This window comes from Ruegeria sp. HKCCA6837 (assembly GCF_013034475.1).
Classification (GTDB): domain Bacteria; phylum Pseudomonadota; class Alphaproteobacteria; order Rhodobacterales; family Rhodobacteraceae; genus Ruegeria.
In genome coordinates this window covers 21,439-44,749 of record NZ_WQGD01000015.1, presented here as the reverse complement: position 1 = coordinate 44,749, position 23,311 = coordinate 21,439, and the positions used below count along the sequence as shown (strand labels likewise).

At 57.4% G+C, this 23,311-nt stretch carries 22 protein-coding genes; 11 read left to right on the top strand and 11 right to left on the bottom strand.

Features of this window, described 5'->3' with window-relative positions:
* Together GOV91_RS17840 and GOV91_RS17835 are read right to left on the bottom strand one after the other, a co-directional pair.
* Window positions 1-519 (bottom strand): PaaI family thioesterase, encoded by a 519-nt coding sequence (locus GOV91_RS17840; protein WP_171177549.1) that lies wholly within the window; start codon window positions 517-519, stop codon window positions 1-3.
* Between the two features lies 1 nt (window position 520).
* Window positions 521-940, bottom strand: a complete 420-nt coding sequence (locus GOV91_RS17835) for a PaaI family thioesterase (protein WP_171177551.1) — start codon at window positions 938-940, stop codon at window positions 521-523.
* Window positions 941-1,055: 115 nt separating this feature from the next.
* On the opposite strand from GOV91_RS17835, the gene GOV91_RS17830 reads away from it, so the two are divergent.
* The 8 genes from GOV91_RS17830 (at window position 1,056) to GOV91_RS17795 (ending at window position 9,042) form a co-directional block, all read left to right on the top strand.
* On the top strand, window positions 1,056-1,424 hold the full coding sequence (locus GOV91_RS17830; protein WP_171177553.1) for a MerR family DNA-binding transcriptional regulator: 369 nt from the start codon (window positions 1,056-1,058) through the stop codon (window positions 1,422-1,424).
* A gap of 269 nt (window positions 1,425-1,693) precedes the next feature.
* A complete protein-coding gene (locus GOV91_RS17825; RefSeq protein ID WP_171091075.1) occupies window positions 1,694-2,095 on the top strand; it encodes a MerR family DNA-binding transcriptional regulator in 402 nt (133 codons plus the stop codon).
* A 42-nt stretch (window positions 2,096-2,137) separates the two neighbouring features.
* Window positions 2,138-3,919: an acyl-CoA dehydrogenase C-terminal domain-containing protein gene (locus GOV91_RS17820; protein ID WP_171236488.1), complete on the top strand. Its 1,782-nt coding sequence runs from the start codon at window positions 2,138-2,140 to the stop codon at window positions 3,917-3,919.
* Window positions 3,920-3,972: 53 nt separating this feature from the next.
* Window positions 3,973-4,185, top strand: a complete 213-nt coding sequence (locus tag GOV91_RS17815) for a hypothetical protein (RefSeq protein ID WP_171091078.1) — start codon at window positions 3,973-3,975, stop codon at window positions 4,183-4,185.
* A gap of 313 nt (window positions 4,186-4,498) precedes the next feature.
* Entirely contained in the window at window positions 4,499-5,137 is a 639-nt protein-coding gene (locus GOV91_RS17810) for a glutathione S-transferase family protein (protein ID WP_171236487.1), read from the top strand.
* 11 nt (window positions 5,138-5,148) lie between these two features.
* On the top strand, window positions 5,149-6,360 hold the full coding sequence (locus GOV91_RS17805; RefSeq protein ID WP_171236486.1) for an acetyl-CoA C-acetyltransferase: 1,212 nt from the start codon (window positions 5,149-5,151) through the stop codon (window positions 6,358-6,360).
* Window positions 6,360-6,848: a cupin domain-containing protein gene (locus GOV91_RS17800; protein WP_171236485.1), complete on the top strand. Its 489-nt coding sequence runs from the start codon at window positions 6,360-6,362 to the stop codon at window positions 6,846-6,848. The genes GOV91_RS17805 and GOV91_RS17800 overlap by 1 nt, the downstream gene beginning before the upstream one ends.
* Window positions 6,841-9,042, top strand: coding sequence for a 3-hydroxyacyl-CoA dehydrogenase NAD-binding domain-containing protein (locus GOV91_RS17795; protein ID WP_171236484.1), 2,202 nt, complete (start codon window positions 6,841-6,843; stop codon window positions 9,040-9,042). The genes GOV91_RS17800 and GOV91_RS17795 overlap by 8 nt, the downstream gene beginning before the upstream one ends.
* A gap of 56 nt (window positions 9,043-9,098) precedes the next feature.
* Here GOV91_RS17795 and GOV91_RS17790 read toward each other — a convergent pair whose 3' ends face one another.
* Together GOV91_RS17790 and GOV91_RS17785 are read right to left on the bottom strand one after the other, a co-directional pair.
* Window positions 9,099-9,872 (bottom strand): Hint domain-containing protein, encoded by a 774-nt coding sequence (locus GOV91_RS17790; RefSeq protein ID WP_348540071.1) that lies wholly within the window; start codon window positions 9,870-9,872, stop codon window positions 9,099-9,101.
* A gap of 226 nt (window positions 9,873-10,098) precedes the next feature.
* Entirely contained in the window at window positions 10,099-11,034 is a 936-nt protein-coding gene (locus GOV91_RS17785; protein WP_171178085.1) for a DMT family transporter, read from the bottom strand.
* A gap of 146 nt (window positions 11,035-11,180) precedes the next feature.
* Between GOV91_RS17785 and GOV91_RS17780 the strand changes: the two genes are divergently transcribed.
* On the top strand, window positions 11,181-12,194 hold the full coding sequence (locus GOV91_RS17780; RefSeq protein WP_171236483.1) for a hypothetical protein: 1,014 nt from the start codon (window positions 11,181-11,183) through the stop codon (window positions 12,192-12,194).
* A 6-nt stretch (window positions 12,195-12,200) separates the two neighbouring features.
* Here the strand turns inward: GOV91_RS17780 and upp are convergent, their stop codons facing one another.
* From upp to GOV91_RS17745, 7 genes are all read right to left on the bottom strand, one after another.
* A complete protein-coding gene (gene upp / locus GOV91_RS17775; protein WP_171177569.1) occupies window positions 12,201-12,833 on the bottom strand; it encodes a uracil phosphoribosyltransferase in 633 nt (210 codons plus the stop codon).
* Window positions 12,830-13,816, bottom strand: a complete 987-nt coding sequence (locus tag GOV91_RS17770; RefSeq protein WP_171236482.1) for an adenosine deaminase — start codon at window positions 13,814-13,816, stop codon at window positions 12,830-12,832. Before GOV91_RS17770 ends, upp begins: the two co-directional genes overlap by 4 nt.
* A complete protein-coding gene (locus GOV91_RS17765) occupies window positions 13,813-15,024 on the bottom strand; it encodes a phosphopentomutase (protein ID WP_171236481.1) in 1,212 nt (403 codons plus the stop codon). The genes GOV91_RS17770 and GOV91_RS17765 overlap by 4 nt, the downstream gene beginning before the upstream one ends.
* Entirely contained in the window at window positions 15,021-16,328 is a 1,308-nt protein-coding gene (locus tag GOV91_RS17760; RefSeq protein ID WP_171177575.1) for a thymidine phosphorylase, read from the bottom strand. The genes GOV91_RS17765 and GOV91_RS17760 overlap by 4 nt, the downstream gene beginning before the upstream one ends.
* A gap of 3 nt (window positions 16,329-16,331) precedes the next feature.
* On the bottom strand, window positions 16,332-16,724 hold the full coding sequence (locus tag GOV91_RS17755) for a cytidine deaminase (RefSeq protein ID WP_171236480.1): 393 nt from the start codon (window positions 16,722-16,724) through the stop codon (window positions 16,332-16,334).
* 91 nt (window positions 16,725-16,815) lie between these two features.
* Window positions 16,816-17,919, bottom strand: a complete 1,104-nt coding sequence (locus GOV91_RS17750; protein ID WP_171236479.1) for a cupin domain-containing protein — start codon at window positions 17,917-17,919, stop codon at window positions 16,816-16,818.
* Window positions 17,882-18,586, bottom strand: a complete 705-nt coding sequence (locus GOV91_RS17745; protein WP_171236478.1) for a hypothetical protein — start codon at window positions 18,584-18,586, stop codon at window positions 17,882-17,884. The genes GOV91_RS17750 and GOV91_RS17745 overlap by 38 nt, the downstream gene beginning before the upstream one ends.
* A 184-nt stretch (window positions 18,587-18,770) precedes the next feature.
* Here GOV91_RS17745 and GOV91_RS17740 point away from each other — a divergent pair, with 184 nt between their 5' ends.
* The gene (locus GOV91_RS17740) at window positions 18,771-21,044 is read left to right on the top strand and encodes an NADP-dependent malic enzyme (RefSeq protein WP_171177583.1); all 2,274 of its coding nucleotides are present in this window, start codon (window positions 18,771-18,773) and stop codon (window positions 21,042-21,044) included.
* Window positions 21,045-21,412: 368 nt separating this feature from the next.
* Window positions 21,413-23,302 (top strand): propionate-CoA ligase PrpE, encoded by a 1,890-nt coding sequence (prpE, locus tag GOV91_RS17735; protein ID WP_171177585.1) that lies wholly within the window; start codon window positions 21,413-21,415, stop codon window positions 23,300-23,302.
* Window positions 23,303-23,311 lie beyond the last annotated feature (9 nt).

The following is a 23,311-nucleotide window of genomic DNA, read 5'->3' as shown; positions in this document are numbered from 1 at the left end:
TCAGCCCTTATCTCTGGGAGGTTGAGGCATCAGGAAATGCCCGGACGCTTGCGCAAAAAGTTTTGCATGGTTGTCCTGCCAGGCTTCAACCCGGACCGAGGCATAGCGCCGACCGGATCGGCTGATAAAGGCCCGCGCATAGGCATCGCGTGGCAAGCCTGAGCGTAGGTAGTCAACGGTGAAGTCGATTGTCTTGGGAAAGCGAATGCTCTTGTCCGTCACGATGGCTTCGGCGTCTATCTCTCCGCTTTCTATGCTTGGGAACATGTGTTCCCAGCTAAGCGTGATGACGGCTGTCACTTCGAGAAACGCAGCTGTCACGCCGCCATGAATCGCAGGCAGAAACGGATTGCCAATCAGCTTGTCATCAAAGTGCAGAACACCGGTCAATTCATCACCGCGTCGGTCGAAGCCGATGTTGAGAAAACGGATGTAAGGAACACCATCAACCAGCGCGCGCAATGCCGCATCACGCCTTTGCTTGACCACCTGCACGGGTTCTGGACGCGGTCTTGCCATGTTACTTCCCCTCAACCGTGAAAGAGCCGGCCGCAGTCGCCACCGGTAAGTCCTTGTCGTTATCCACTGCAGTGGCCCGAACAAAGGCAACGTTCCGCGTGATGTGATAGCAGGTCGCGCTGGCGGTAATGGTCTGACCCGGCTTTGCCGCACGCATGTAGTCAATCCGGAGGTCGATAGTTGCTGTCCCGCCGGGCGCGGAAGGGTGGCTCATGACAGCAGCGCCGCAGCATGTATCCAAGATGGTCGAGATCGCCCCACCATGGATCACGCCGGTGCGCGGATCTCCGATCAGGTCCTCGTTATATGGCAGGGTAATCTCTGCCTCACCCTCGCCGATATGGGTCAGCGTCAGGTTCAAAGCCCGCGCATGAGGGATCGCCTCGATAAACTGGCGGGCTAAAACTGTCTTGTCGACCATCGTTATCTGTCCTGTTCTTAGCGCCCCCTTTATGAGCCGCTGTTCTGGCAAAGGGCAAGCCCACCTGTTGCGCTTGGGATCGGGACCGCCTAGGTTGCTGGCGAGGAGATCAGGAATGTCCAACAATCGTTTGTCATTCAAAGAGATGTGTGCCGAGTTCGACGTAACGCCGCGCACCCTGCGCTATTACGAATATATCGAACTTTTGCAGCCGGACCGCGAAGGTCGGTCCCGCTTTTACGGTGCGCGGGAATGCGCCCGGATGAAGCTGATCATGCGTGGCCGTAAGTTTGGCTTCCCACTGGAAGAGATTCGCCAATGGCTGTTGATCTATGAAGATCAGGGCAACGCGGCGCAAATGGCCACATTTGTCGAAATGGCTGATCGTCAGATGAGCGAGCTTGAACAGCAGCGCCAGCAACTGGACGAAGCGATGGATGAACTGAAGCGACTGCGCGATCAGACGGCAAAGTCTCTGGAATAACCCCCCGTATTCTTAAGTCTGCTTCGCCAAGTCAGCGCGGCTCAGCACACCCCAGGCATGTGATGGCAACTTTCACACACGCAAAAGGCTGGGTTTTCGCGTGACCTTAGGGAAAGAAAATTTCATCAATCAGCGTTTACGCGTTTGGATGTTACGTCAACTTTGAAGTGACGCAGCGTCTGAATTACGTAAACGTCACTCACGTGTTGTAAAGCTCAAAGCAACTGCGCAACTCATGTCTCATGACGCCAGTGACGAGAGTATGACGAATGACCGAAGATGTGATGACAATCCGCGAGATGTGCGAGACTTACGATGTCACGCCACGCACTTTGCGGTTCTATGAGGCCAAGGAACTTTTGTTCCCGATTCGCGAAGGCCAAAAACGTCTGTTCACCAAACGTGACCGGGCGCGGCTGAAACTGATCCTGCGCGGTAAACGCTTTGGCTTCAGCCTGGAAGAGATCCGCCAACTTCTGGATCTGTACCATGTGGGCGACCAGCAGGTCACGCAGATGACCCGCACCTATGAAATAGCGTTGGAACGTCTGGCGGATATGGAAGAACGCCGCCGCGAGCTGACGCAAGCCATCGACGATCTGAAAGAGCAGTTGCGCTGGGGCGAGAAAGTCATCGCCTCGATGAAACAGGAAAAGAAGGCGGCCGAGTAACCTCGCCCCGCCATCCGGACATATGAATTAAGGGAGCTTCACATGCCCGTTTACAACGCGCCAACCAAAGACACGCAGTTCATCCTGCATGACGTTCTGAAAATCTCTCAGTCGGATATTCCCGGCTACAGCGAACTGGAAGCCGAGTTTACCGGCGCGGTTCTGGAAGAGGCAGGCAAGGTTGCCACCAACGTCCTGCATCCGCTGAATGTCGTGGGTGACACCGAGGGGTGCCGGTTGGAAAACGGTATTGTGTACACCCCTACCGGTTTCAAGGACGCCTTCGAGCAGATGAAGGAAGGTGGCTGGACTGGCCTCGACATGCCGGAAGAGTATGGCGGCCAGAACATGCCCTATGTACTGGGCACCGCCGTGGGCGAGATGTTCTCGGGGTCTAACCAGGCATTTACCATGTACCAGGGTCTGACGCATGGCGCGGCCTCTGCGATTCTGGCGCACGGGACTGACGAGCAGAAGAACAAGTATCTGCCGAACATGGTCAGCTGTGAATGGACCGGGACCATGAACCTGACCGAGCCGCATTGCGGCACCGATCTGGGCCTGATGCGCACCAAAGCGGAACCGCAGGGCGACGGGAGCTACAAGATTTCGGGGCAGAAGATTTTCATCTCGTCCGGCGACCATGACATGGCCGACAACATCATCCATCTGGTGCTGGCCAAGATCCCCGGTGGCCCCGAGGGTATCAAGGGCGTATCGCTGTTCATAGTGCCGAAGTTCATCGTCAACGAAGACGGCACACCGGGTGAGCGCAACGGCGTCTCGGTCGGCAAGATCGAAGAGAAAATGGGCATCCACGGCAACTCGACCTGCGTCATGAACTATGACGAGGCCACCGGTTGGCTTTTGGGTGAAGAGCACAAAGGCATGCGCGCCATGTTCACCATGATGAACGAAGCGCGTCTTGGTGTGGGTATGCAAGGTCTGGCACAGGCCGAGGCCGCGTTCCAAAACGCTCTGGAATATGCCAAGGACCGCCTTCAGGGCCGCGATGTGACCGGCGTGAAGAACCCCGATGGTCCCGCCGATCCGCTGATCGTGCACCCGGACATCCGCCGCAACCTGATGGACCAGAAAAGCTTTACCGAGGGCGCGCGCGCGTTCATCCTATGGGGCGCGACGATGCTCGACAAGTCGCATCGCTCGGGTGACAAAGACGCGGATGGTCTGATCTCGCTGCTGACGCCGGTCATCAAGGGTTTCCTGACGGATCAGGGCTATGACATGACCGTGCAGGCGCAACAGGTTTATGGCGGCCATGGCTACATCGAAGAATGGGGCATGTCGCAATACACCCGCGACGCCCGTATCGCGATGATCTACGAAGGCGCGAATGGCGTTCAGGCGCTTGACCTGGTTGGCCGCAAACTGGCGCAGGACGGCGGCAAGCACGTCATGGCGTTCTTTGAGATGGTCAAAACCTTCTGCAAGGAAAACGGCGGCAAGGACGAAGCCTATGACAAAGCGTTCATCGAGCCGCTGAAAGCTGCATCCAAGGACCTGCAGGCCGCTGGTATGTACTTCATGCAGGAAGGCATGAAGAACCCGAACAACGCGCTGTCTGGTTCGTACGACTTTATGCACATGTTCGGCCATGTTTGCCTGGGCCTGATGTGGGCGCAGATGGCGAAAGCTGCACAAGATGCTCTGGACGGTGGTGCATCGGACAAAGAGTTCTACGAGACCAAGATCAACACCGGCCGCTTCTACATGGCACGCCGCTTGCCTGCGACGGCGATGCACCTTGCGCGCATCCGGACAGGCGCGGACACGGTCATGGCACTGGACGCAGCGAATTTCTGATCTCAATCTTGGCTCGGGCAAAGCTGCCCGAGCCCGCACCCGGAGGAGAAAAGATGCCAAAACGCTTTCGCCTGACCCGCCGTTTTCCCGTCGCCATGACGGAAGACGGATATCGCAAACTCAAAGCCTTCGCGCGTGAGGCCGGTTTGGACGAAGGTGAAGCACTGTCTTTTCTGTTCGAAAATTTCAACAGCGTGATTGATGAGGAAAACCTGACCCATCGCTTGCGGATTTTCAACTCTGAACTTGAAGCGCGAAAGCGGTGACGTCGGAACGCCAAGTCTATGGCACACACAAGCCAACCGATCACTCCGCCTCCGGCGGCCGTATTTGGAACAAGAGGAAGATATGGATGCGCGTCCACCCCGCCATCCGGGAACTGATCTCACTAGGTGGCACTCAGCCGGGACGGCGGGGCTTCTCCTCGTACGGTCATCGGCTCGGCAGCCTGTACCGCAAGAGGACGAAACCGCATTAACCTTAAGAAACCGTTACGAGAAAAGTGTAAACCCGCCCTTCTTCTCGTTTCAAATTCGGAACTACCGACCTATCCACAAACGCCACGGGAGGGGCGATTGAATGACCATAAAGCTGCATTGCTTCGGAGAAAGCGGAAATAGCTACAAGGCCGCACTCGCTCTTGAAATGTCCGGGTTGGACTGGGAACCGGTCTTTGTCGACTTTTTCAACGGTGCGACGCGCACCCCGGAGTTTCGCGCCGAAGTGAATGAGATGGGCGAAGCGCCTGTCCTGATCGACGGTGTTTTTCGGACCAGCCAGTCCGGCGCCATTCAGGCTTACGTGACCGAGAAGTCCGGTAAATTCGGTGGCAAGGATCGGGATGAGAACTACGACATCCTGCGCTGGGTTTTGTGGGACAACCACAAGCTCAGTTCAATGGCCGGGCTGACACGGTTCCTGATCAATTTCCTGCCCGAACAGCACCGGAACCCGGACGTAATTGCTTTTAACCAGGGGCGCCTGAAGACAGCTTACCAAGTTTTGAACGCCCATTTGGACGGTCGCGACTGGATCGTCGGTGACGGCGTGACGAACGCCGATCTCAGCTGCTGCGGCTACCTTTATTATCCCGAACCATTCGGCTTTGACCGTGCCGACTGGCCCCATATCGACGCCTGGCTGACCCGGTTATCCGAGCAGCCCGGCTGGAAACACCCCTATGACCTGATGCCCGGCAACCCGTCGGATCGAGCTTAAGGAGAAGACCCATGACCGAAGCTTACATTTATGACGCCCTGCGCACCCCGCGCGGCAAGGGCCGTAAGGATGGCAGCCTGCACGAGGTTACCTCGGTGCGCCTGTCCGCCCTGACCCTGAACGCGATGAAAGAACGCAATAACCTTGAAGGCCACGCCGTCGAGGACGTGATCTGGGGCAACGTCACGCAGGTGATGGAGCAAGGCGGATGTTTGGCGCGCTCGGCGGTTCTGGCCTCGGACCTGGATCAGTCGATCCCCGGACTGGCGATCAACCGCTTCTGCGCCTCGGGCATGGAAGCCGTGAACCTGGCGGCAAACCAAGTCAAAGGCGGCGCTGGCGATGCTTATATCGCTGGCGGTGTTGAGATGATGGGCCGTGTGGCTATGGGCAGCGACGGCGCGGCGATTGCAGTTGATCCTTCGCTGGCAATGGAGACCTACTTCGTTCCGCAGGGTATTTCAGCGGATATTATCGCTACTGAGTATGGCTTTAGCCGCGACGACGCAGACGCGCTGGCCGTCGAATCGCAACGGCGTGCGGCAGAGGCCTGGGAAGACAACCGGTTTGAGAAATCCGTCATCAAGGTGACTGACCAGAACGGCCTGACCATTCTCGATCGCGACGAATACATGCGCCCCGGTACTGACATGCAGAGCCTCGGCGCGCTGAACCCGTCCTTCCAGATGATGGGCGAGCAGATGCCCGGCTTCGACAAGGTGGCGATGATCAAGTACCCGCATCTGGAACGGATCAACCACATCCACCACGCGGGCAACAGTTCGGGCATCGTGGACGGCGCGGCGGCTGTTCTGATTGGCAACAAAGAGTTCGGTGAAAAATACGGCCTCAAGCCGCGCGCCCGTATCAAGGCAACCGCCAAGATCGGCACCGATCCGACCATCATGCTGACCGGCCCGGTTCCGGTTACCGAAAAGATCCTGGCTGACAACGGCATGAAGATCGGCGATCTTCACCTGTTCGAAGTGAACGAAGCATTTGCCTCGGTCGTGCTGCGGTTCCAGCAGGCATTCGACGTCGATCCGGCCCTTGTGAACGTGAACGGCGGCTCGATCGCGATGGGTCACCCGTTGGGCGCAACCGGCGCGATGATCATCGGCACGCTGCTGGATGAGCTGGAACGTCAGGACAAGGAAACCGGTCTGGCCACGCTTTGCATCGCGTCCGGTATGGGTGCGGCAACGATTATCGAGCGGGTCTGATGCCTAAGCTGGATCTCTCTCAGATCCCGTTCAATGGTGGCTCGTCCTATCCTGGCAAGCTGGCTGAGGCGGTCGGAGGCCGTTTCAAAAAGGGCGTTGGAGATGCGGGTGGGCTGACCCAGTTCGGGGTCAACATCGTGCGGCTTGAGCCACAAGCTCTGTCCTCGCTGCGTCATTACCACATGGAGCAGGACGAGTTTGCCATCATGCTCAGCGGTACATGCGTGCTGATCGACGACGATGGTGAGCATGAGATGCAGCCCGGTGATTGCGCCGCCTGGCCCGCTGGTGAAACCAACGGCCATCACCTTGTGAACAAAACCGATGCGCCTGCGACCTTTCTGGTGGTGGGCACTCGGACCCCGACCGAGACCTGTTTTTACAGCGACTTAGACATGATGGTGAAGGATGATGAGAACGGATTCTCTTTCACCCGGAAAGACGGCAGCCCGCTGACGGCTGACCAGATTGGAGATGACAATGACTGATTTCACTCTGAGCAAAGACGCGGACGGCGTCGCCTTCGTAACCTGGGACGCCCTGGGCAAATCCATGAACGTGCTGACCCGCGAGGCGTTTCAGGAGGTCAGCCAGCTGATCGATCAGGCCCTGAACGATGATGAGATCAAGGGGATCGTCATCACTTCGGGCAAAGAGGGCTCGTTTGCAGGCGGCATGGACCTGAATACGCTGGCCACCATTCGCCAGGAGGCGGGTGAAGAACCGGCGCAAGCGCTGTTCGATTTCGTCATGGGTGGCCACCACATTCTGCGCAAGCTGGAATTGGCAGGTATGGACCCCAAGACCAAGAAGGGCGGCAAGCCTATTGCCTGCGCAATCAACGGCACATGCGCCGGGATCGGGACCGAGATCGCCCTTGCCTGCCATCACCGCGTGATGACCGACAACCCGAAATCCAAGATCGGTCTGCCCGAAATTCTGCTGGGTATCTTCCCAGGTGGCGGCGGGACAATGCGCTATAGCCGCATGGTTGGTGCGATGGCGGCGGCTCCCGTCCTGCTGGAAGGCAAGATGATGGACCCGAAGAAGGCTAAGGGTGCACAGCTGATCGACGCAGTTTCAGATGACCCGGTTGCTGCAGCCAAGGAATGGGTTCTGAACGCCAAGGATGCCGATTTGGTAAAGCCTTGGGACGCGAAAGGCTACAAGATGCCCGGCGGCGCACCTTACCACCCTGCTGGCTTCATGACCTTCGTGGGTGCAAGCGCGATGGTGAACGGCAAGACGCAGGGTGCGTTCCCGGCGGCCAAAGCTCTGCTGAGCTCGATCTATGAAGGCGCATTGGTTGACTTCGACACCGCCCTGAAGATCGAGGCGCGGTGGTTCACCAATGTCCTGATGAACCCGTCTTCGTCGGCCATGATCCGGTCGCTGTTCCTGAACAAGGAAGCGTTGGAGAAAGGCGCTGTGCGTCCCAAGGATGTACCAGATCAGCGCGTTAAAAAGGTCGGCGTTCTGGGCGCGGGCATGATGGGTGCCGGTATCGCTCTGGTTTCCGCCCAGGCCGGGATGGAGGTTGTTCTGATCGACCGTGATCAGGAAGCCGCCGACAAGGGCAAGGCGTACAGCCAAAGCTATATGGACAAGGGCATCAAGCGTGGTAAAGCCACGGCTGAGAAGAAAGAAGCCCTGCTGGCCCGCATCACCGCGACCCCCGATCTGGAACATCTGAACGGCTGCGATCTGATTATCGAAGCCGTGTTCGAAGACCCCGGTGTGAAAGCTGAGATGACCAAGAAGGTAGAGGCCATCATCCCCGAGGATTGCATCTTTGCCTCGAACACCTCGACGCTGCCGATCACGGATCTGGCGAAAGCCTCGGTGCGGCCCGAACAGTTCATCGGCATCCACTTCTTCTCGCCGGTTGAGAAGATGTTCCTGGTCGAAATCATCAAGGGCAAGGAAACCGGGGATCGCGCAGTGGCGAAGGCGCTGGATTATGTCCGTCAGATCCGCAAGACACCGATCGTGGTCAACGATGCGCGCTTCTTCTATGCCAACCGCTGCATCATCCCCTATATCAACGAAGGTGCGCGCATGATCACCGAGGGCGTCAGCCCTATCCTGATCGACAACGCCGCGCGTCAGCTTGGCTTCCCGGTCGGCCCGATCCAGCTGACCGATGAAACTTCGATTGATCTGGGTGCCAAGATTGCCCGCGCCACCAAGGCGGCCATGGGCGATGCCTATCCCGAAAGCCCCTCGGACGATCTGATCTTCTGGATGGAGGAACAGGGCCGACTGGGTCGCAAGGCCAATGCGGGTTTCTTTGACTATGACGACAAGGGCAAGCGCGTCGAATATTGGAAGGGTCTGCAAGACAAGTACCCGCTGGCCGCCGAGCAGCCTGACCTGATCGAAGTCCAGGAACGCCTGATGTTCGCGCAGGTGCTAGAAGCGGTGCGCGCGCTGGAAGAAGGCGTTCTGGAAGACATCCGTGAAGGTGACGTGGGCGCGATTCTGGGCTGGGGTTTTGCGCCTTGGTCCGGTGGCCCGCTCAGCTGGCTGGACATCATCGGCACGCCCTATGCGGCCGAGCGGTGCGATCAACTGGCCGCAACCTACGGCGAGCGCTTCACCTGCCCGCCGCTGCTGCGTGAAATGGCCGAAAAAGGTCAGAGCTTTTATGGCCGCTTCAATCCCGAAGCAAAAGCCGCTTGAAACAATGATGCAGGCGCGTGAAACCACGCGCCTGCATCGTTCTTGTCAGTGTTTGGTTAGATCTGCCATTCGGGCCGCAGGAACAGAACCGGCGCGTTCGGGCGCCCCGGTCGACCAGGCCGCCTGACCCCAGATGGCGGGCGGATCGGAAATATCGGGTCCTGCGGAATGGGCGCAGGCAGTGCACCCAATGGGTTTGCTAGGGCCGACATGTCGCCCTTGATAGCAATCGAATTGACAAGGTCTTCTGCGGCAGTCTCGTCCACGACCTTGTATGCTTGCACTTGGGCTGTCCCCCGCATCGAAAAGCGACCCGAAGGGCAAAACGCTTGCAAGCCCCCTTCGACAAAGATCACCTGATCCTCGTCAAAGAACAGCGAACTGACTTCAAAAGATGATCCCGGAGCTTGAGACATCATGCGCCCAGCCCCATTCAGAACACGTGCGGGCACCACCGAAATTCCTTCGGCCCCTTCATCAATCTTGGACAAGCTAAGTGCCATACCTTGTTCAGGCATCAACCAAACTGGTCGCCCGTTAAAGGCAGCACGGGCCGGTACAAAGATCGGCAGATATTCAGCGCGCCGCTCATCTGCTGGAATGACCACGGTACTGGTCGAGATGCGGCGCACCTCTTTGAAACCGTGGTCGAGTGTTCGAACCAGATCACCTACAGCGATCCGTTCGACTGGCTTCCAGCCACTGGTGGTGGCAATCTTCGTGCCCTGCAAAAATCCGCCACGGCGCGCGTTCATCGCGTGACTTGGATTGATTGGCTCAAACTCGGGCGATTGATTTAGATAAACAGAAATACTCGTAACTTCAGACACGTGCCGAACCCCCTTTGGCACAAATTGGTTATGCCCAATAGCTAGCACCAAAAAATGAAGGCTGTCTTATTTCAGACATAATTGCGCCTGATTTGAGCAATATTTGCCCCATCCCCTTGTATTTTTGTAAACATTCACTCCGTAAATTCGAGCTTTTTTGCCATTTCTGAAACGAAAGACCCGTGCGGGCTGTGGCGAATCCTCGCCATTCGGCCCTTTGTGAGCGTTAGGCCATCTCTTGCAAGGAGGAAGAGCGTTTAGCCCGCCATCCCAACAATGCGCCCGCCAATGCGATCAAGGCAATGCCCGAAACTTGCATGACGCCGATGGACTGCCCAAGTGCTACAAAAGCAAAAAGCGGGCCAAAGATCATGACTGAATACTCGAAGACAGCCACATAAGATGGCTCACCCACCTGATACGCCTTGATCAACATGAAGACCGCGACCGTCGAACCAACGGCCTGGATACCGATCCAAAGCATCGCAGGTCCGAATGCCCAAACCCAGCCCCGCGTGACAAAGCCTTCCGGTCCGTCAGGGGTGTCAACAGGGGAAAGCGTGAAAGCCATGGCGCCAATCGCTCCGGCTGTACCCAGTGTGATAACCATGGCCGCCAACATGGCCACCGTGCTTTCTGACGAGCAATGTGTGCGTGTCAGGATCGAGCCCAACGCATAGAAAAAACCGGCCACAACCGGCAACAGCGTCCGCGTATCAAAGTCGCTCGGGTTTGGCTGCAGCACCAACAAAATACCGGTGAATCCCATCAGAACGGCCAGAATGCGCCAGGGGCCAATCGTCTGCCTGAGCGCCAGAGATGAAATCAACAGCACGAAGATCGGCGACGTGAACAATCCTGCCAACGCTTGCGCAATGGGCATCATCGCCAAAGATGCAAAATAGCACAGCATGGCGACCGTCATCAAAACACTACGTAAAATGACGGATCTCCAACGGCGTGGGCGCAGCCGACCCAAACCCACAACAGAAAGACCGACAATCAATGGAAACATCAGCAAGGCACGGGTCAGATGGAACTGCCACAAGCCAACCGTTTCGGCCAACAGCACCACCACATTGTCGATCACGCCAATGATCGCCATGGAGCCAATCATCAAACCCGAAGCCAAAACCGGCGAAGTTGTTGAATGATCCTGCATGTAAGTGCCTCGATTGCGATCAAAGATCTGGGACTTTTTCTTGTCGGGTATCCAGCACATTTTGCTTTAGCTGCGCAACAGGTTTGCGCCTAACGAATGCACCATGCTAAGCTGTGGCAAAACAATTCTGAGCAGACCCCATCAAGATGACGGCCCTGAAAAAGTACCAGCGGATCGAAGCCACCGGTCTGTGGCGCCCTTCGCCCGATGAACAGCGGCGAGAGGTTGTGGTATCGATCGGTGAAGCCACTCTGACGATTTCCGACTTCAATGACAGGGCCTTGACCCATTGGTCTTTGGCTGCACTGGAACGACAGAACCCAGGGTCTTTTCCGGCCGTTTTCAACCCCAACGGCGACCCGGACGAAACGCTGGAACTGGCGGAAACCGAAACCACGATGCTGGACGCCATTGACCGCTTGCAACGCGCCATTGATCGCGCGCGCCCGCACCCCGGTCGTCTGCGGTGGTTGAGTGTCGGGGGCGTTGTTGTCGCTGTATTGGCCCTGCTGCTGTTTTGGTTGCCCGGCGCATTGCAGAGCCACGTTGTTTCCGTCGTTCCACAGGTGAAACGGCAGGAAATCGGTGAGACCATACTGCACAGGATCGAACGTGTCTCGGGGCGCGCCTGTTCTTCGGTGGATGCGCAGGGGTCGCTGGATCGGCTGGCCAAGCGGACTGGTGTACGCCAGATCATTATCCTGCCTGCAGGCGTACAGGACAGTCTGAGCCTTCCCGGCGGCACGGTTGTGTTGAACAAATCGTTGGTGGAAGACTATGAAGACCCTGCCGTCGCCGCGGGTTATGTCATCGCGGAACGCGCCCGCATGGAACAGACGGACCCACTTGATGATCTTCTGGATCGAACCGGTGCATCGTCGGCTTTCCGTTTGCTGACAACCGGCGGACTGACGCCTGCCATCATCGACAACTACACCGAACAAGTTGTATCAGACCCTCGGCCTTCGCTTTTGGATGACCAGCTTTTGGCGGTCTTTGCACAAGCCGCCCTGCCCTCGACGCCTTATGCATATGCTCGAGATATAACGGGTGAAACTGTCTTGGGACTGATCGAGGCGGACCCGATGGCAGGTCGCACCCTGGAACAGGTTTTGCCGGACCGCGACTGGGTCCGGCTTCAGAACATTTGCGGCGAATAATCAGGCTTATTTGGTGCCGAACATGCGGTCGCCCGCATCGCCCAGGCCCGGCATGATATAGCCTTTCGAGTTCAACTCGCGGTCCAGTGCAGCGGTCACGATGTGCACGTCCGGGTGCGCTTCTTTCATTCGCGCCACACCTTCGGGTGCCGCCAGCAGGCAAAGGAAGCGGATATCCGTTGCGCCCGCCTCTTTCAGCAGATCAATGGCAGCGGCCGAACTGTTGCCGGTGGCCAACATCGGATCCACGGCAATGACCAAACGGTCTTTCAGGCCTTCGGGTGCCTTGAAATAGTACTGTACGGGCTTCAGGGTTTCTTCGTCGCGATACAGCCCGACAAAGCCAACGCGCGCGGAGGGCACAAGTTCCAAAACCCCATCCAACATCCCATTTCCGGCGCGCAGGATTGACACAAGCGCCATCTTCTTGCCCGCTAGGATCGGGGCGTCCATCTCTTCCATCGGCGTTTCGATATGGCGCGTGGTCAGAGGGATTTCACGCGTGACCTCGTAGGCCAGCAAAAGCGTAATTTCGCGCAGCAACTGCCGAAACTCAGCCGTTGAGGTGCCCTTGTCTCGCATGAGCGTCAGTTTGTGTTGAACCAACGGGTGATCGACGACGGTCAGGTGTTCGCTCATGATGTCTCCAGTCTTTTCTTGACCCGCGTACGGGTATCTTCATCGCAGAAGGCCGCGTTCAGGGCCATCTCATTCAGTGTCGCAAAATCCTCGGCCTCCCAGCCGAAAGCTGCGTTCAACATCTCATACTCCCGCCGCATGGTCGTGTGAAAGAACGGAGGGTCGTCTGTGGACACCGTGACCTTTACGCCTGCGTCGCGCAAGCGTGCGATCGGATGCGCTGCAAAATCCGGGAAAAGGCCCAGAACCACGTTCGACCCTGGGCAGACTTCAAGAGTGATGTCCCGATCCACCAATTCGCGAACAAGGTCGGGGTCTTCGATGGCGCGAACGCCGTGACCGATGCGTTCGACCCCCAGATCACGGATGGCATCGCGCACGCTGTCAGGGCCACCGAACTCACCCGCATGTGTGGTCAGACGCAGACCGGCTTCGCGCGCACAATCGAAGGCCCATTTGAAATCACCTTGCGCACCGATGGATTCGTTCCCGCCCATACCGAACCCGGTGATCCAGTCGCCAGCGGTCTCAGCTGCACATTGGGCGCTGCGCTTGGCCTGTTCGGGGCCGAAATGGCGCACGCAGGTGATGACGCCCCTCAGCGTAATGTCAAACTTGCGCTCGGCCTCGCCTGCGGCATCCTGGATGGCGTTCAGATAATCGCGCCACGCGTGCAGATCGCCGCCACCGCAGAAATCCGGGCTGAGAAAAGTCTCGGAATAAACCACACCATTCTCGGCGCTTTCTTCCAGAATGGCCAAAGTAAGCCGTCGAAAATCTTCGGGCGTTTTCAAAACTTCGCAAGCGGCCTCGTACACGCTCAGGAAATGCGCGAAGTCGCGGAAATCATAAGATCCGTCCGACTTGAAGATACCGCTCAGGTCCACGCGCTTTTCATGCGCGAGTTGACGGATGAATGCCGGAGGCGCTGCGCCTTCGTGATGCAGGTGCAGTTCGATTTTTGGAAGGTCGGCGACGTTCATAAAAAGTTCCTACCCGGCCCTTGCGCCGGAATGTTCAGGTGATGAGCAATGCTGGCGGCGACATCGGCAAAATCCACTTGTCCGATCTTCCCCGCGCCCTGCCCTGCAATCAGAACCGGCACCTGTTCACGCGTGTGATCCGTTCCGGTCCAGCTGGGGTCATTGCCATGATCGGCGGTCAGCAGCAATAGGTCTCCAGGGCGGAGTTTCGCCAGAATCTTCCCGATTTCCCGGTCGTACCATTCAAGCGCGCGGGCATAACCGCTGATGTCGCGGCGATGGCCATACAAGCTGTCGAATTCTACGAAATTGGCGAAGGTCAAACTGCCGTCTTCCGCCTCGTCCACGAGATCAGACAGGTGCTGCATCAATTCGGCATCAGATCCTTTGCGCAGCGTGTCGATGCCCTGCATCGAAAAGATGTCGCCGATCTTGCCCACGGCGTGCACCTTTCGTCCCGCATCCTGCGCCCAATTGGTCAGCACTGGTGCGGGCGGCAAAATAGCGAAATCCTTGCGATTGGTCGTGCGTTCAAAGCCCGTCTCTGGCGTGCCGATAAAGGGGCGCGCAATGACACGCCCAACTTTCATCTCATGCAGACGCGGTGCAAGCGCGCGGCACATGTCCAGCAGCCGGTTCAGCCCGAAGCTTTCTTCATGAGCGGCGATTTGAAACACGCTGTCGGCAGAGGTGTAGCAGATCGGCCAACCGGTCCGCATGTGCTCGGCACCCAACTCGGCGATGATCGCAGTGCCCGAAGCGTGACAATCCCCAAGGACGCCTTCGGTCCCTGCCGCTTCAGCTGCGGCACGGCTCAGGTCCGCTGGAAAGGCTGGAACCGTGTCTGGAAAATAATGCCAGTCCCACGGCACTGGCAGGCCTGCTAGTTCCCAATGGCCCGAGGGCGTGTCCTTGCCGGGCGAATGCTCGCGCGCGCAGCCCCACAGGCCGGTGGGTTCTGCGCCCAACCCCGGAATTTCGTCCCCGGACGCCAAGCGCACAGCCGCACCCAGACCCAATGCGTCAAGATGCGGCAAGTTCAAATCGCCTGATCGCCCGCCTTCTGCTCGCCCCTCGGCACAAGCCTGCGCGATGTGGGCCAGAGTATTCGCCCCTGTATCCGGAATACTGCCATTGAAGAACTGACTGGCATCAGGTGCCCCGCCTATACCGACGGAATCCATGACAACAAGGAACGCGCGGGTCATACGCTGATCCTTTCACGCACCAGATCAGGAACCGATGGAGGTGTATCGCTGATCGTAATAGCGCTGAGAACGCTTTTTGCAGCCCGAAGCGCGGCGTCCTCCCGTGCTGAATGGATTACAGCGATGGGTGCCCCTTTGGATACACGATCCCCCAGCCGGAGAATACCAGAGATCCCAACCGCTGGATCGATCTGGTCGCTTTCGACCTGACGACCACCGCCCAGCGCCACCACGGCAAGACCCAGCGCTTCTCCGTCGATGGCCGAGACGTAACCATCCCTGGGGGCGGGAACCTCTTGGATGACGTTGGCCTCTGGCAGGAACCGGGCCCAGGTTTCGACAAACTGTACGGGGCCGCCGACCGCAGCCATCATGCGACCAAACCGTTCTGCGGCGCGCCCGTCCCGGATGACTGCGGCGATCTGTTCGCGCCCTTCCGCGACCGACCCGCACATTCCGGCATCCGTCAGCAATACCCCCCCCAGCTCGGCAGAGATGTCTGCCAACGGTGAAGATTGCGATCCGGTCAGGACCTTCATAACTTCTGCAATTTCCAACGCATTGCCCAACGCGGGGGCCAGTGGCTGGTTCATATCCGTAATCACCGCTGACGTCCGGCACCCCGCCGCGTTTGCAGTCTCGGTCAATGCTGTGGCAAGCTTTTGAGCATCTTCCATCGTTTTCATGAAGGCACCGCTGCCGACCTTGACGTCAAGAACCAGTGCGTCCGGGCTGGCCGCCAATTTTTTGGAAAGGATCGAAGCCGTGATCAGGTCCAAACTTTCGACAGTCGCGGTTACATCACGCACCGCATAAAGTCGCTTATCGGCCGGAGCGATCTGCCCCGTTGCGCCAACAATGGCAGCACCGGTTTCACCCAAGATCTGTGCAAGACGATCTTGCCCGATCTGCGTGCTGACGCCCGGTATCGCCTCAAGCTTGTCCAGTGTCCCGCCGGTGTGCCCCAACCCACGGCCCGAGATCATTGGAACATATGCCCCGCATTCCGCCAGCGCCGGAGCAAGTACAAGGCTAACGCTATCCCCGACTCCGCCGGTCGAGTGTTTATCGATCACCGGCCCGTCGACATCCCAAGTAAGCACATCACCGCTGTCGCGCATCGCGACTGTCAAATCCGCGCGCCCCTGCGGGCCCAAACCGCCCATGCAGACGGCCATGGCAAAGGCCCCGGCCTGCGCGTCGCTGACACTGCCGTCGGCCAGCCCCTGTGCAAACCAGATCAATTCTTCGCGCCCTGGCACCTCAAGCCTGCGCAGCTTTGCAATGATCGAACGGGCATCCATGCGTCAGACATCTTCCATATGAGAGGCATCAAACGCGCCAGGCAGCAATTCTCCGATGGTGGTTTCGAACTCGGCACCATCCACGGTTGCCAAAGTGACTTTCACATCACGCTTGCCGAACTCGGCCAGTTTCTGTCGGCAACCACCGCAAGGCGGCACGGGTTGCGGGCTCGAGGCGACCACATAGACCTCAGTGAGGTCCTGTTCGCCTGCGGCAACCATCGCGGCAATCGCACCGGCCTCGGCACAGGTGCCTTCAGGGTATGCGACGTTCTCGACATTGCAACCAGAATAAATCTGACCCGAGGAAGACCGCAGCGCCGCGCCTACCTTGAAGCTCGAATAAGGCGCATAGGCGTTTTCCCGGACGGACAAGGCAGCGTCTTTCAGCGACATGGCGATTCCTCATTTTTGATCATCTGGTCAGAAAATTGGACCCTACCGGAAAAAGGCGGGGGAATAGAAGCCCCCTTACCTTGTTTTTCAGTCACCCCAGTGTTGTGTTGAAGGTACCGGGCAAGGTGACTTCCAGCAATTCCATATCATCCGATGGTGCGGACAAACGCGTACGCATGCCCGGTGGAATGACAAAAGCATCCCCTTGTTCCAGCCGGTAGGGTTCGCGACCTTCGCCTTCCAGCGTAACTTGGCCGCCCATCACGAAGGTGAAATGGATATCGGTGTCATGGCTGGCCCATTCCGGTTCACCCTGCCCTTTGCGCACAACCTGAACCCCGGCGACACACTTGGTGTTTTCGGCAATTGTTGTGTCGCGGCAAATGTACCCCGGCAAACGGAACGGCCCCCATTCGGCATCCTTCGCCTGATTGTAGACAAAGCGTTGCCCCTGCCATTCCCGATCGGGACGAAAATGCGGGGTTGGGAGCTGCATGTCATGGTCGATTTCCGTGACATGTTCTGCCGGCACACCGATCTCAATGACCTGAACATTGTCGGATGCTTCCAGCACGCGATGACGAATTTCCGGTGGTTGGATAAAGCAATCGCCAGCCGTCAGCCGCATCTTTTCGCCCTGGTCTTCATAGACCACATCGACCCAACCGTGGATGCAAAAGATCAGTTGAAACCCAACCTTGTGAAAATGCACCATGTCAGGCACGGGGCCGCCGTCTGGAATACGAATATGGCTTGCGATGATTGAACCGCCGAGCCGATCCGGCACCAGATCGCGGTAATACATTCCGGCGCGCCCGATGATCCAAGGAGCCTGATCCTTTAGCCTGCGCACCACAAAGGAATGAACCGTTTCAGGCATCACAAGCGGCGGGCTACGCTCTTCGATTTCGACACGGGTCCCGTTTGGCGCAACAAGAACCCGTTCACCGTTGGCGAAACCTTCTGGGTCATCGGTCAGAATACGCAGCGTTCCGGCGCTTTCGGGTGCATCCTTTTCGATGCGCAACCGCAAACCATGCCCTGAGAACACCGCAATGCGCGGATCGTCTGCGGGATAGATCATGTCCATCTTCATCCCCAATGTCTTTGTGTAAAAGGGGATGTCGTCACGCAGCTCTTGCGTGGGCAGGCGAAATTCAGCGTATGTCTGCGATGGCTCGGCTGTCTTGGTCATGGGGCGTTCCGTTGGATTGCGTTTTCGGCCATCCGATCAGAACAGAGGCCAAAATGCCAATCGAAAAGAACATCTCGAGCGTTTCTTCCAGAACAAAAAGCCGCACTTGCATGAGGTCAGACAAGGCACCGCTGTACAGCCCGACAAATTCTTCCAACAGCTGAGCAGTCACGGCCGCGCATCCCGCCGCAACGAACACAATCAATGACAGGTTGCGTTGCTTGAACGCACGCCACCCTGTTGGAATGCCGTGCCAGATCGCACCGCCCAGCACCAACAGGATCAGCGCAACCCTGACCCATACGATATCCAGAAACACGTCCAACCCATGAAGGATCGCAAATGGCAGACTTCCTTCGGAATAGATGTCAGCCTCTAACTCTCGCTCAGCAAGCAAAAGGCATGTGAGGCCGATATAGGCACGGGTCACGCCCCGGTACCGCCACAGCGCCGAAAGACCCGCGACAAACAAACCTGCGGCCGAGACTGTTTCTATCGGGCCGCCTTCATGGTTGAACTTTGCCGCGAACTCGGGCCACACAATAATAACGCTGACCAGAGCACCCGCCAACAACGCTGCACCCCACAGCGCCAGCCGAGCATACTGGGCACGCGACATAAAGCCGTAGGACAGGCCACCGACCTGCTCATTTAACTTGATTGTCATAACTGCTTGTTCTTGCCTGAGTGCTGTTATGGGTTGCAAAGTTGCCTAGACGTAAATGTTTTGTGACAAAAATCAAGCTTTATACACTTCACGGTTGCGACAACTCGCCGAAGTGACGCAACGTAGCCAAGCTAAAAGAAATAGTTTAAGGTTAAATTATATTTCCCAGGGAGAAGAAACGCCAATGTCCGACACCCCTAGCCTGCGACAGGCTTCGCTTGATTATCATGCCCATCCCAAACCCGGAAAGCTTGAGATCAAGGCGACCAAGCCGATGGCCAACGGGCGCGATCTGGCCCGCGCCTACTCGCCCGGCGTGGCCGAGGCCAGCCTTGAGATCAAGGCAGATGCAGCAAATGCAGAACGCTACACCGCACGCGGCAATCTGGTTGCGGTAGTGTCCAACGGCACAGCGGTTCTGGGGCTGGGCAATATCGGGGCGCTTGCGTCCAAGCCGGTGATGGAGGGCAAGGCCGTCCTGTTCAAAAAATTCGCAGGCATCGATTGCTTTGATATCGAAGTCGACCAACCAGACCCTGAAAAACTGGCGGATATCGTCTGCGCGCTTGAACCAACATTTGGCGCAATAAACCTGGAAGACATCAAGGCCCCCGATTGTTTCATCGTCGAAAAGCTCTGCCGTGAGCGCATGAACATTCCTGTGTTCCATGACGACCAGCATGGGACCGCCATTGTCGTTGGGGCCGCTGCCAAAAACGCCCTGCACGTGGCCGGAAAGTCCTTTGACACCATTAAGGTTGTCTCGACCGGAGGTGGAGCTGCGGGGATTGCCTGCCTGAACATGCTGGTGAAACTGGGTGTCAAGCGCGAGAACATCTGGTTATGCGACATTCATGGGCTTGTCTATGAAGGCCGCGCCGAGGATATGAACCCGCAGAAATCCCAGTTCGCCCAGAACTCGGATCTGCGGACATTGGATGAGGTCATCGGAGAAGCAGACCTGTTTCTCGGCCTCAGCGGTCCGAATGTCCTTAAACCCGAGATGGTTGCAAAAATGGCCAGCCGTCCGATAATTTTTGCGTTGGCCAACCCGACGCCGGAAATCCTGCCACAGGCCGCGCGCGACGTTGCCCCAGACGCGATCATAGCCACGGGTCGCAGCGATTTTCCAAATCAAGTCAACAATGTACTGTGTTTTCCCTTTATCTTCCGAGGCGCGCTGGATGTGGGCGCGACCGAGATCAATGATGAGATGCAGATCGCCTGCGTTGACGGCATCGCGGAAATGGCACGCGCGACAACAAGCGCAGAAGCCGCGGCCGCTTATAAAGGTGAACAACTGACTTTTGGCCCGGATTACCTGATCCCCAAACCTTTCGACCCTCGTTTGGTTGGGGTCGTTTCATCATCCGTGGCTAAGGCCGCCATGGAAAGCGGTGTCGCCAAACGACCAATCGAAGATTTTGAGGCATACAAAGAAAAGCTGAACCAGACCGTTTTCAAATCCGCCCTTCTGATGCGCCCTGTGTTCGAGGCCGCTGCGGTCGCATCCCGCCGGATCGTTTTTGCCGAGGGCGAGGATGAACGCGTGCTGCGCGCCTCACAAGCCATCCTGGAAGAGACAACAGAGACACCAATCCTGATCGGGCGCCCGGAAGTGATCGAAGCGCGCTGTGAAAAGCTGGGCCTGACAATACGCCCTGGAACGGATTGCCAGATCGTAAACCCGGAAAACGATCCGCGCTATTACGATTACTGGAACTCGTACCATCAGATCATGCAGCGCCGCGGCGTGACACCGGATCTGGCCAAGGCAATCATGCGCACCAACACCACCGCGATCGGCGCCATTATGGTGCATCGCGGTGAAGCGGACAGTCTGATCTGCGGTACATTCGGCGAGTATCGCTGGCACCTGAATTATGTCGAACAGGTTTTGGACGATGGCGACCTGCGTCCGCATGGTGCGTTGTCCCTGATGATTTTGGAAGACGGGCCCCTGTTCATTGCCGACACCCATGTTCGTCAATTGCCCACCCCTGAAGAGCTGGCCGAAACCACCATTGGTGCGGCACGGCACGTGCGCCGGTTCGGGATCGAGCCCAAAATTGCATTCTGTTCGCAATCCCAATTCGGCAATCAAGCCGAAGGGTCCGGCAAACGGCTGCGTGCGGCGCTGAACATTCTGGATCAACAGCCGCGTGATTTCGTGTACGAGGGTGAAATGAACCTGGATGCCGCTTTGGACGGAGACCTTCGGGCGCGCATTTTCCCGGCTTCGCGTCTTGAAGGCGCAGCAAATGTGCTGATCTTCGCTCATGCGGACGCTGCCAGCGGGGTGCGCAATATCCTTAAGATGAAAGCTGATGGAATCGAAGTTGGCCCCATTCTGATGGGCATGGGCAACAAAGCTCATATTGTAACGCCGTCGATCACCGCGCGCGGCTTGCTGAATATGGCTGCCATCGCTGGCACTCCGGTTGCGCATTACGGCTGAGCAATCGCAATGATAACCCGGACCGCACTCTGGAATGGGGTGCGGTTTACCAGCAATTTACGAATGGCCGATAACTTGTGGCCGTCTAAAGGTTGTTCTGTCGGCAGTAGTCAAACGCGCTTAACACTTCGAGTTTTGTTGAGTCGTAGCCCGTTCCTGTTTTTGCAGCGCAGGGTTTGCAGATTTGCAAACTCGACCTTGAGATCTTTGTTTCCCGCTGGCAGAAAAGGGGTTTGCAAAACTTTGCAGCCTCTTCAGCGGTTTCCTGCAAATATTTTGCGATAAACTGACGCGTCGCCATTTGACACGCTTGCCCGAAAGTTTTCTGGGTCCTAACACAATATTCAAGTCGTTGTGAGGAGAACGAGATGGCGTATCAGGACGTTTATGACAGCTGGAAAACTGACCCCGAAGCGTTCTGGATGGACGCCGCCAAAGGGATCGACTGGGTAAAAGAACCCAGCAAAGCGTTGTTCGACGACAATGCCCCACTGTATGAATGGTTCAGCGACGCGCGGGTAAATACGTGCTGGAACGCGGTAGACCGTCACGTGGAAAACGGTCGCGGAGAGCAAACGGCCATCATCTATGACAGCCCCATCACTCATACCAAGCGCGAGATTTCGTATGTTGAGCTACGCAACCGTGTGGCCAACCTTGCCGGTGCGCTGCGAGCCAAAGGCGTCGAGAAAGGTGATCGCGTCATCATCTATATGCCGATGATCCCCGAGGCGCTTGAGGCAATGTTGGCCTGTGCACGACTGGGCGCGGTGCATTCGGTTGTGTTCGGCGGGTTTGCCAGTAACGAATTGGCCGTTCGTATTGATGACGCCAAACCCAAAGCGATCATCGCCGCGTCGTGCGGGATGGAGCCCGGTCGCGTGGTGCACTATAAACCTCTGCTGGACGGCGCGATCGACCTGGCTGATCACAAGCCAGAATTCTGCGTAATATTCCAGCGTGAACAAGAGGTTGCTCAACTGATTGAAGGACGCGATTTCAACTGGCACGGTTTTCAATACGGCGTTGAACCTGCAGAATGCGTACCGGTCGATGGTAACGATCCGGCCTATATCCTTTACACCTCTGGCACCACGGGTGCGCCCAAGGGTGTTGTGCGCCCCACTGCCGGACATCTGGTGGCGCTGAACTGGTCGATGAAGAACATCTACAACGTCGATCCCGGCGATGTGTTCTGGGCGGCATCCGATGTGGGCTGGGTCGTAGGACATTCGTATATCTGCTACGCACCGCTCATCCATGGGAACACAACCATCGTTTTCGAAGGCAAACCGGTTGGCACCCCCGACGCTGGCACCTTCTGGCGCGTGATATCAGAGCATAAGGTCAAAAGCTTTTTCACCGCACCCACGGCGATCCGCGCCGTAAAACGAGAAGACCCAAAGGGTGAACTGATCGCCAAATACGACCTGTCGCATTTGCGCGCCCTGTATCTGGCAGGCGAACGCGCTGATCCCGACACCATCATCTGGGCCCAAAATGCGCTGAACGTTCCTGTGATCGACCATTGGTGGCAAACCGAAACCGGTTGGGCCATCGCTGGCAATCCCCTGGGCATCGAAGAACTGCCGATCAAGCTGGGCTCACCCGCTAAACCGATGCCGGGCTATGACGTGCAAATTCTGGACGAAGGCGGCCACCCGATGAAAGCGGGAGAACTGGGTGCCATTGCGGTCAAGCTACCGCTGCCTCCAGGCACGCTGCCGACCCTCTGGAACGCAGAGGAACGGTTCAAGAAATCCTATCTGGAGCACTTCCCCGGTTACTATGAAACAGGCGATGCAGGCATGATCGACGAGGACGGATACCTCTATATCATGGCGCGAACTGATGATGTCATCAACGTGGCGGGTCATCGCCTTTCGACCGGCGGGATGGAAGAGGTTCTGGCCGCCCACCCGGACGTGGCCGAATGTGCTGTGATCGGTGTATCGGATCAGTTGAAGGGTCAGATGCCTGTCGGGTTCCTATGCCTGAATGCCGGCGCCGACCGGGACCACGGTGATGTGGTTCAGGAGGTCATCAAGATGGTGCGCGAAAAGATCGGCCCCGTTGCAGCTTTCAAACTGGCTGTGATCGTCGACAGGCTGCCCAAGACCCGTTCGGGCAAGATCCTGCGCGGCACGATGGTTTCGATTGCTGACGGTCAGGACTATAAAATGCCCGCCACCATCGACGATCCTGCCATCCTTGATGAAATCAAGGACGCCTTACAAACAATCGGTTACGCAAAGTGATCTTGGGGC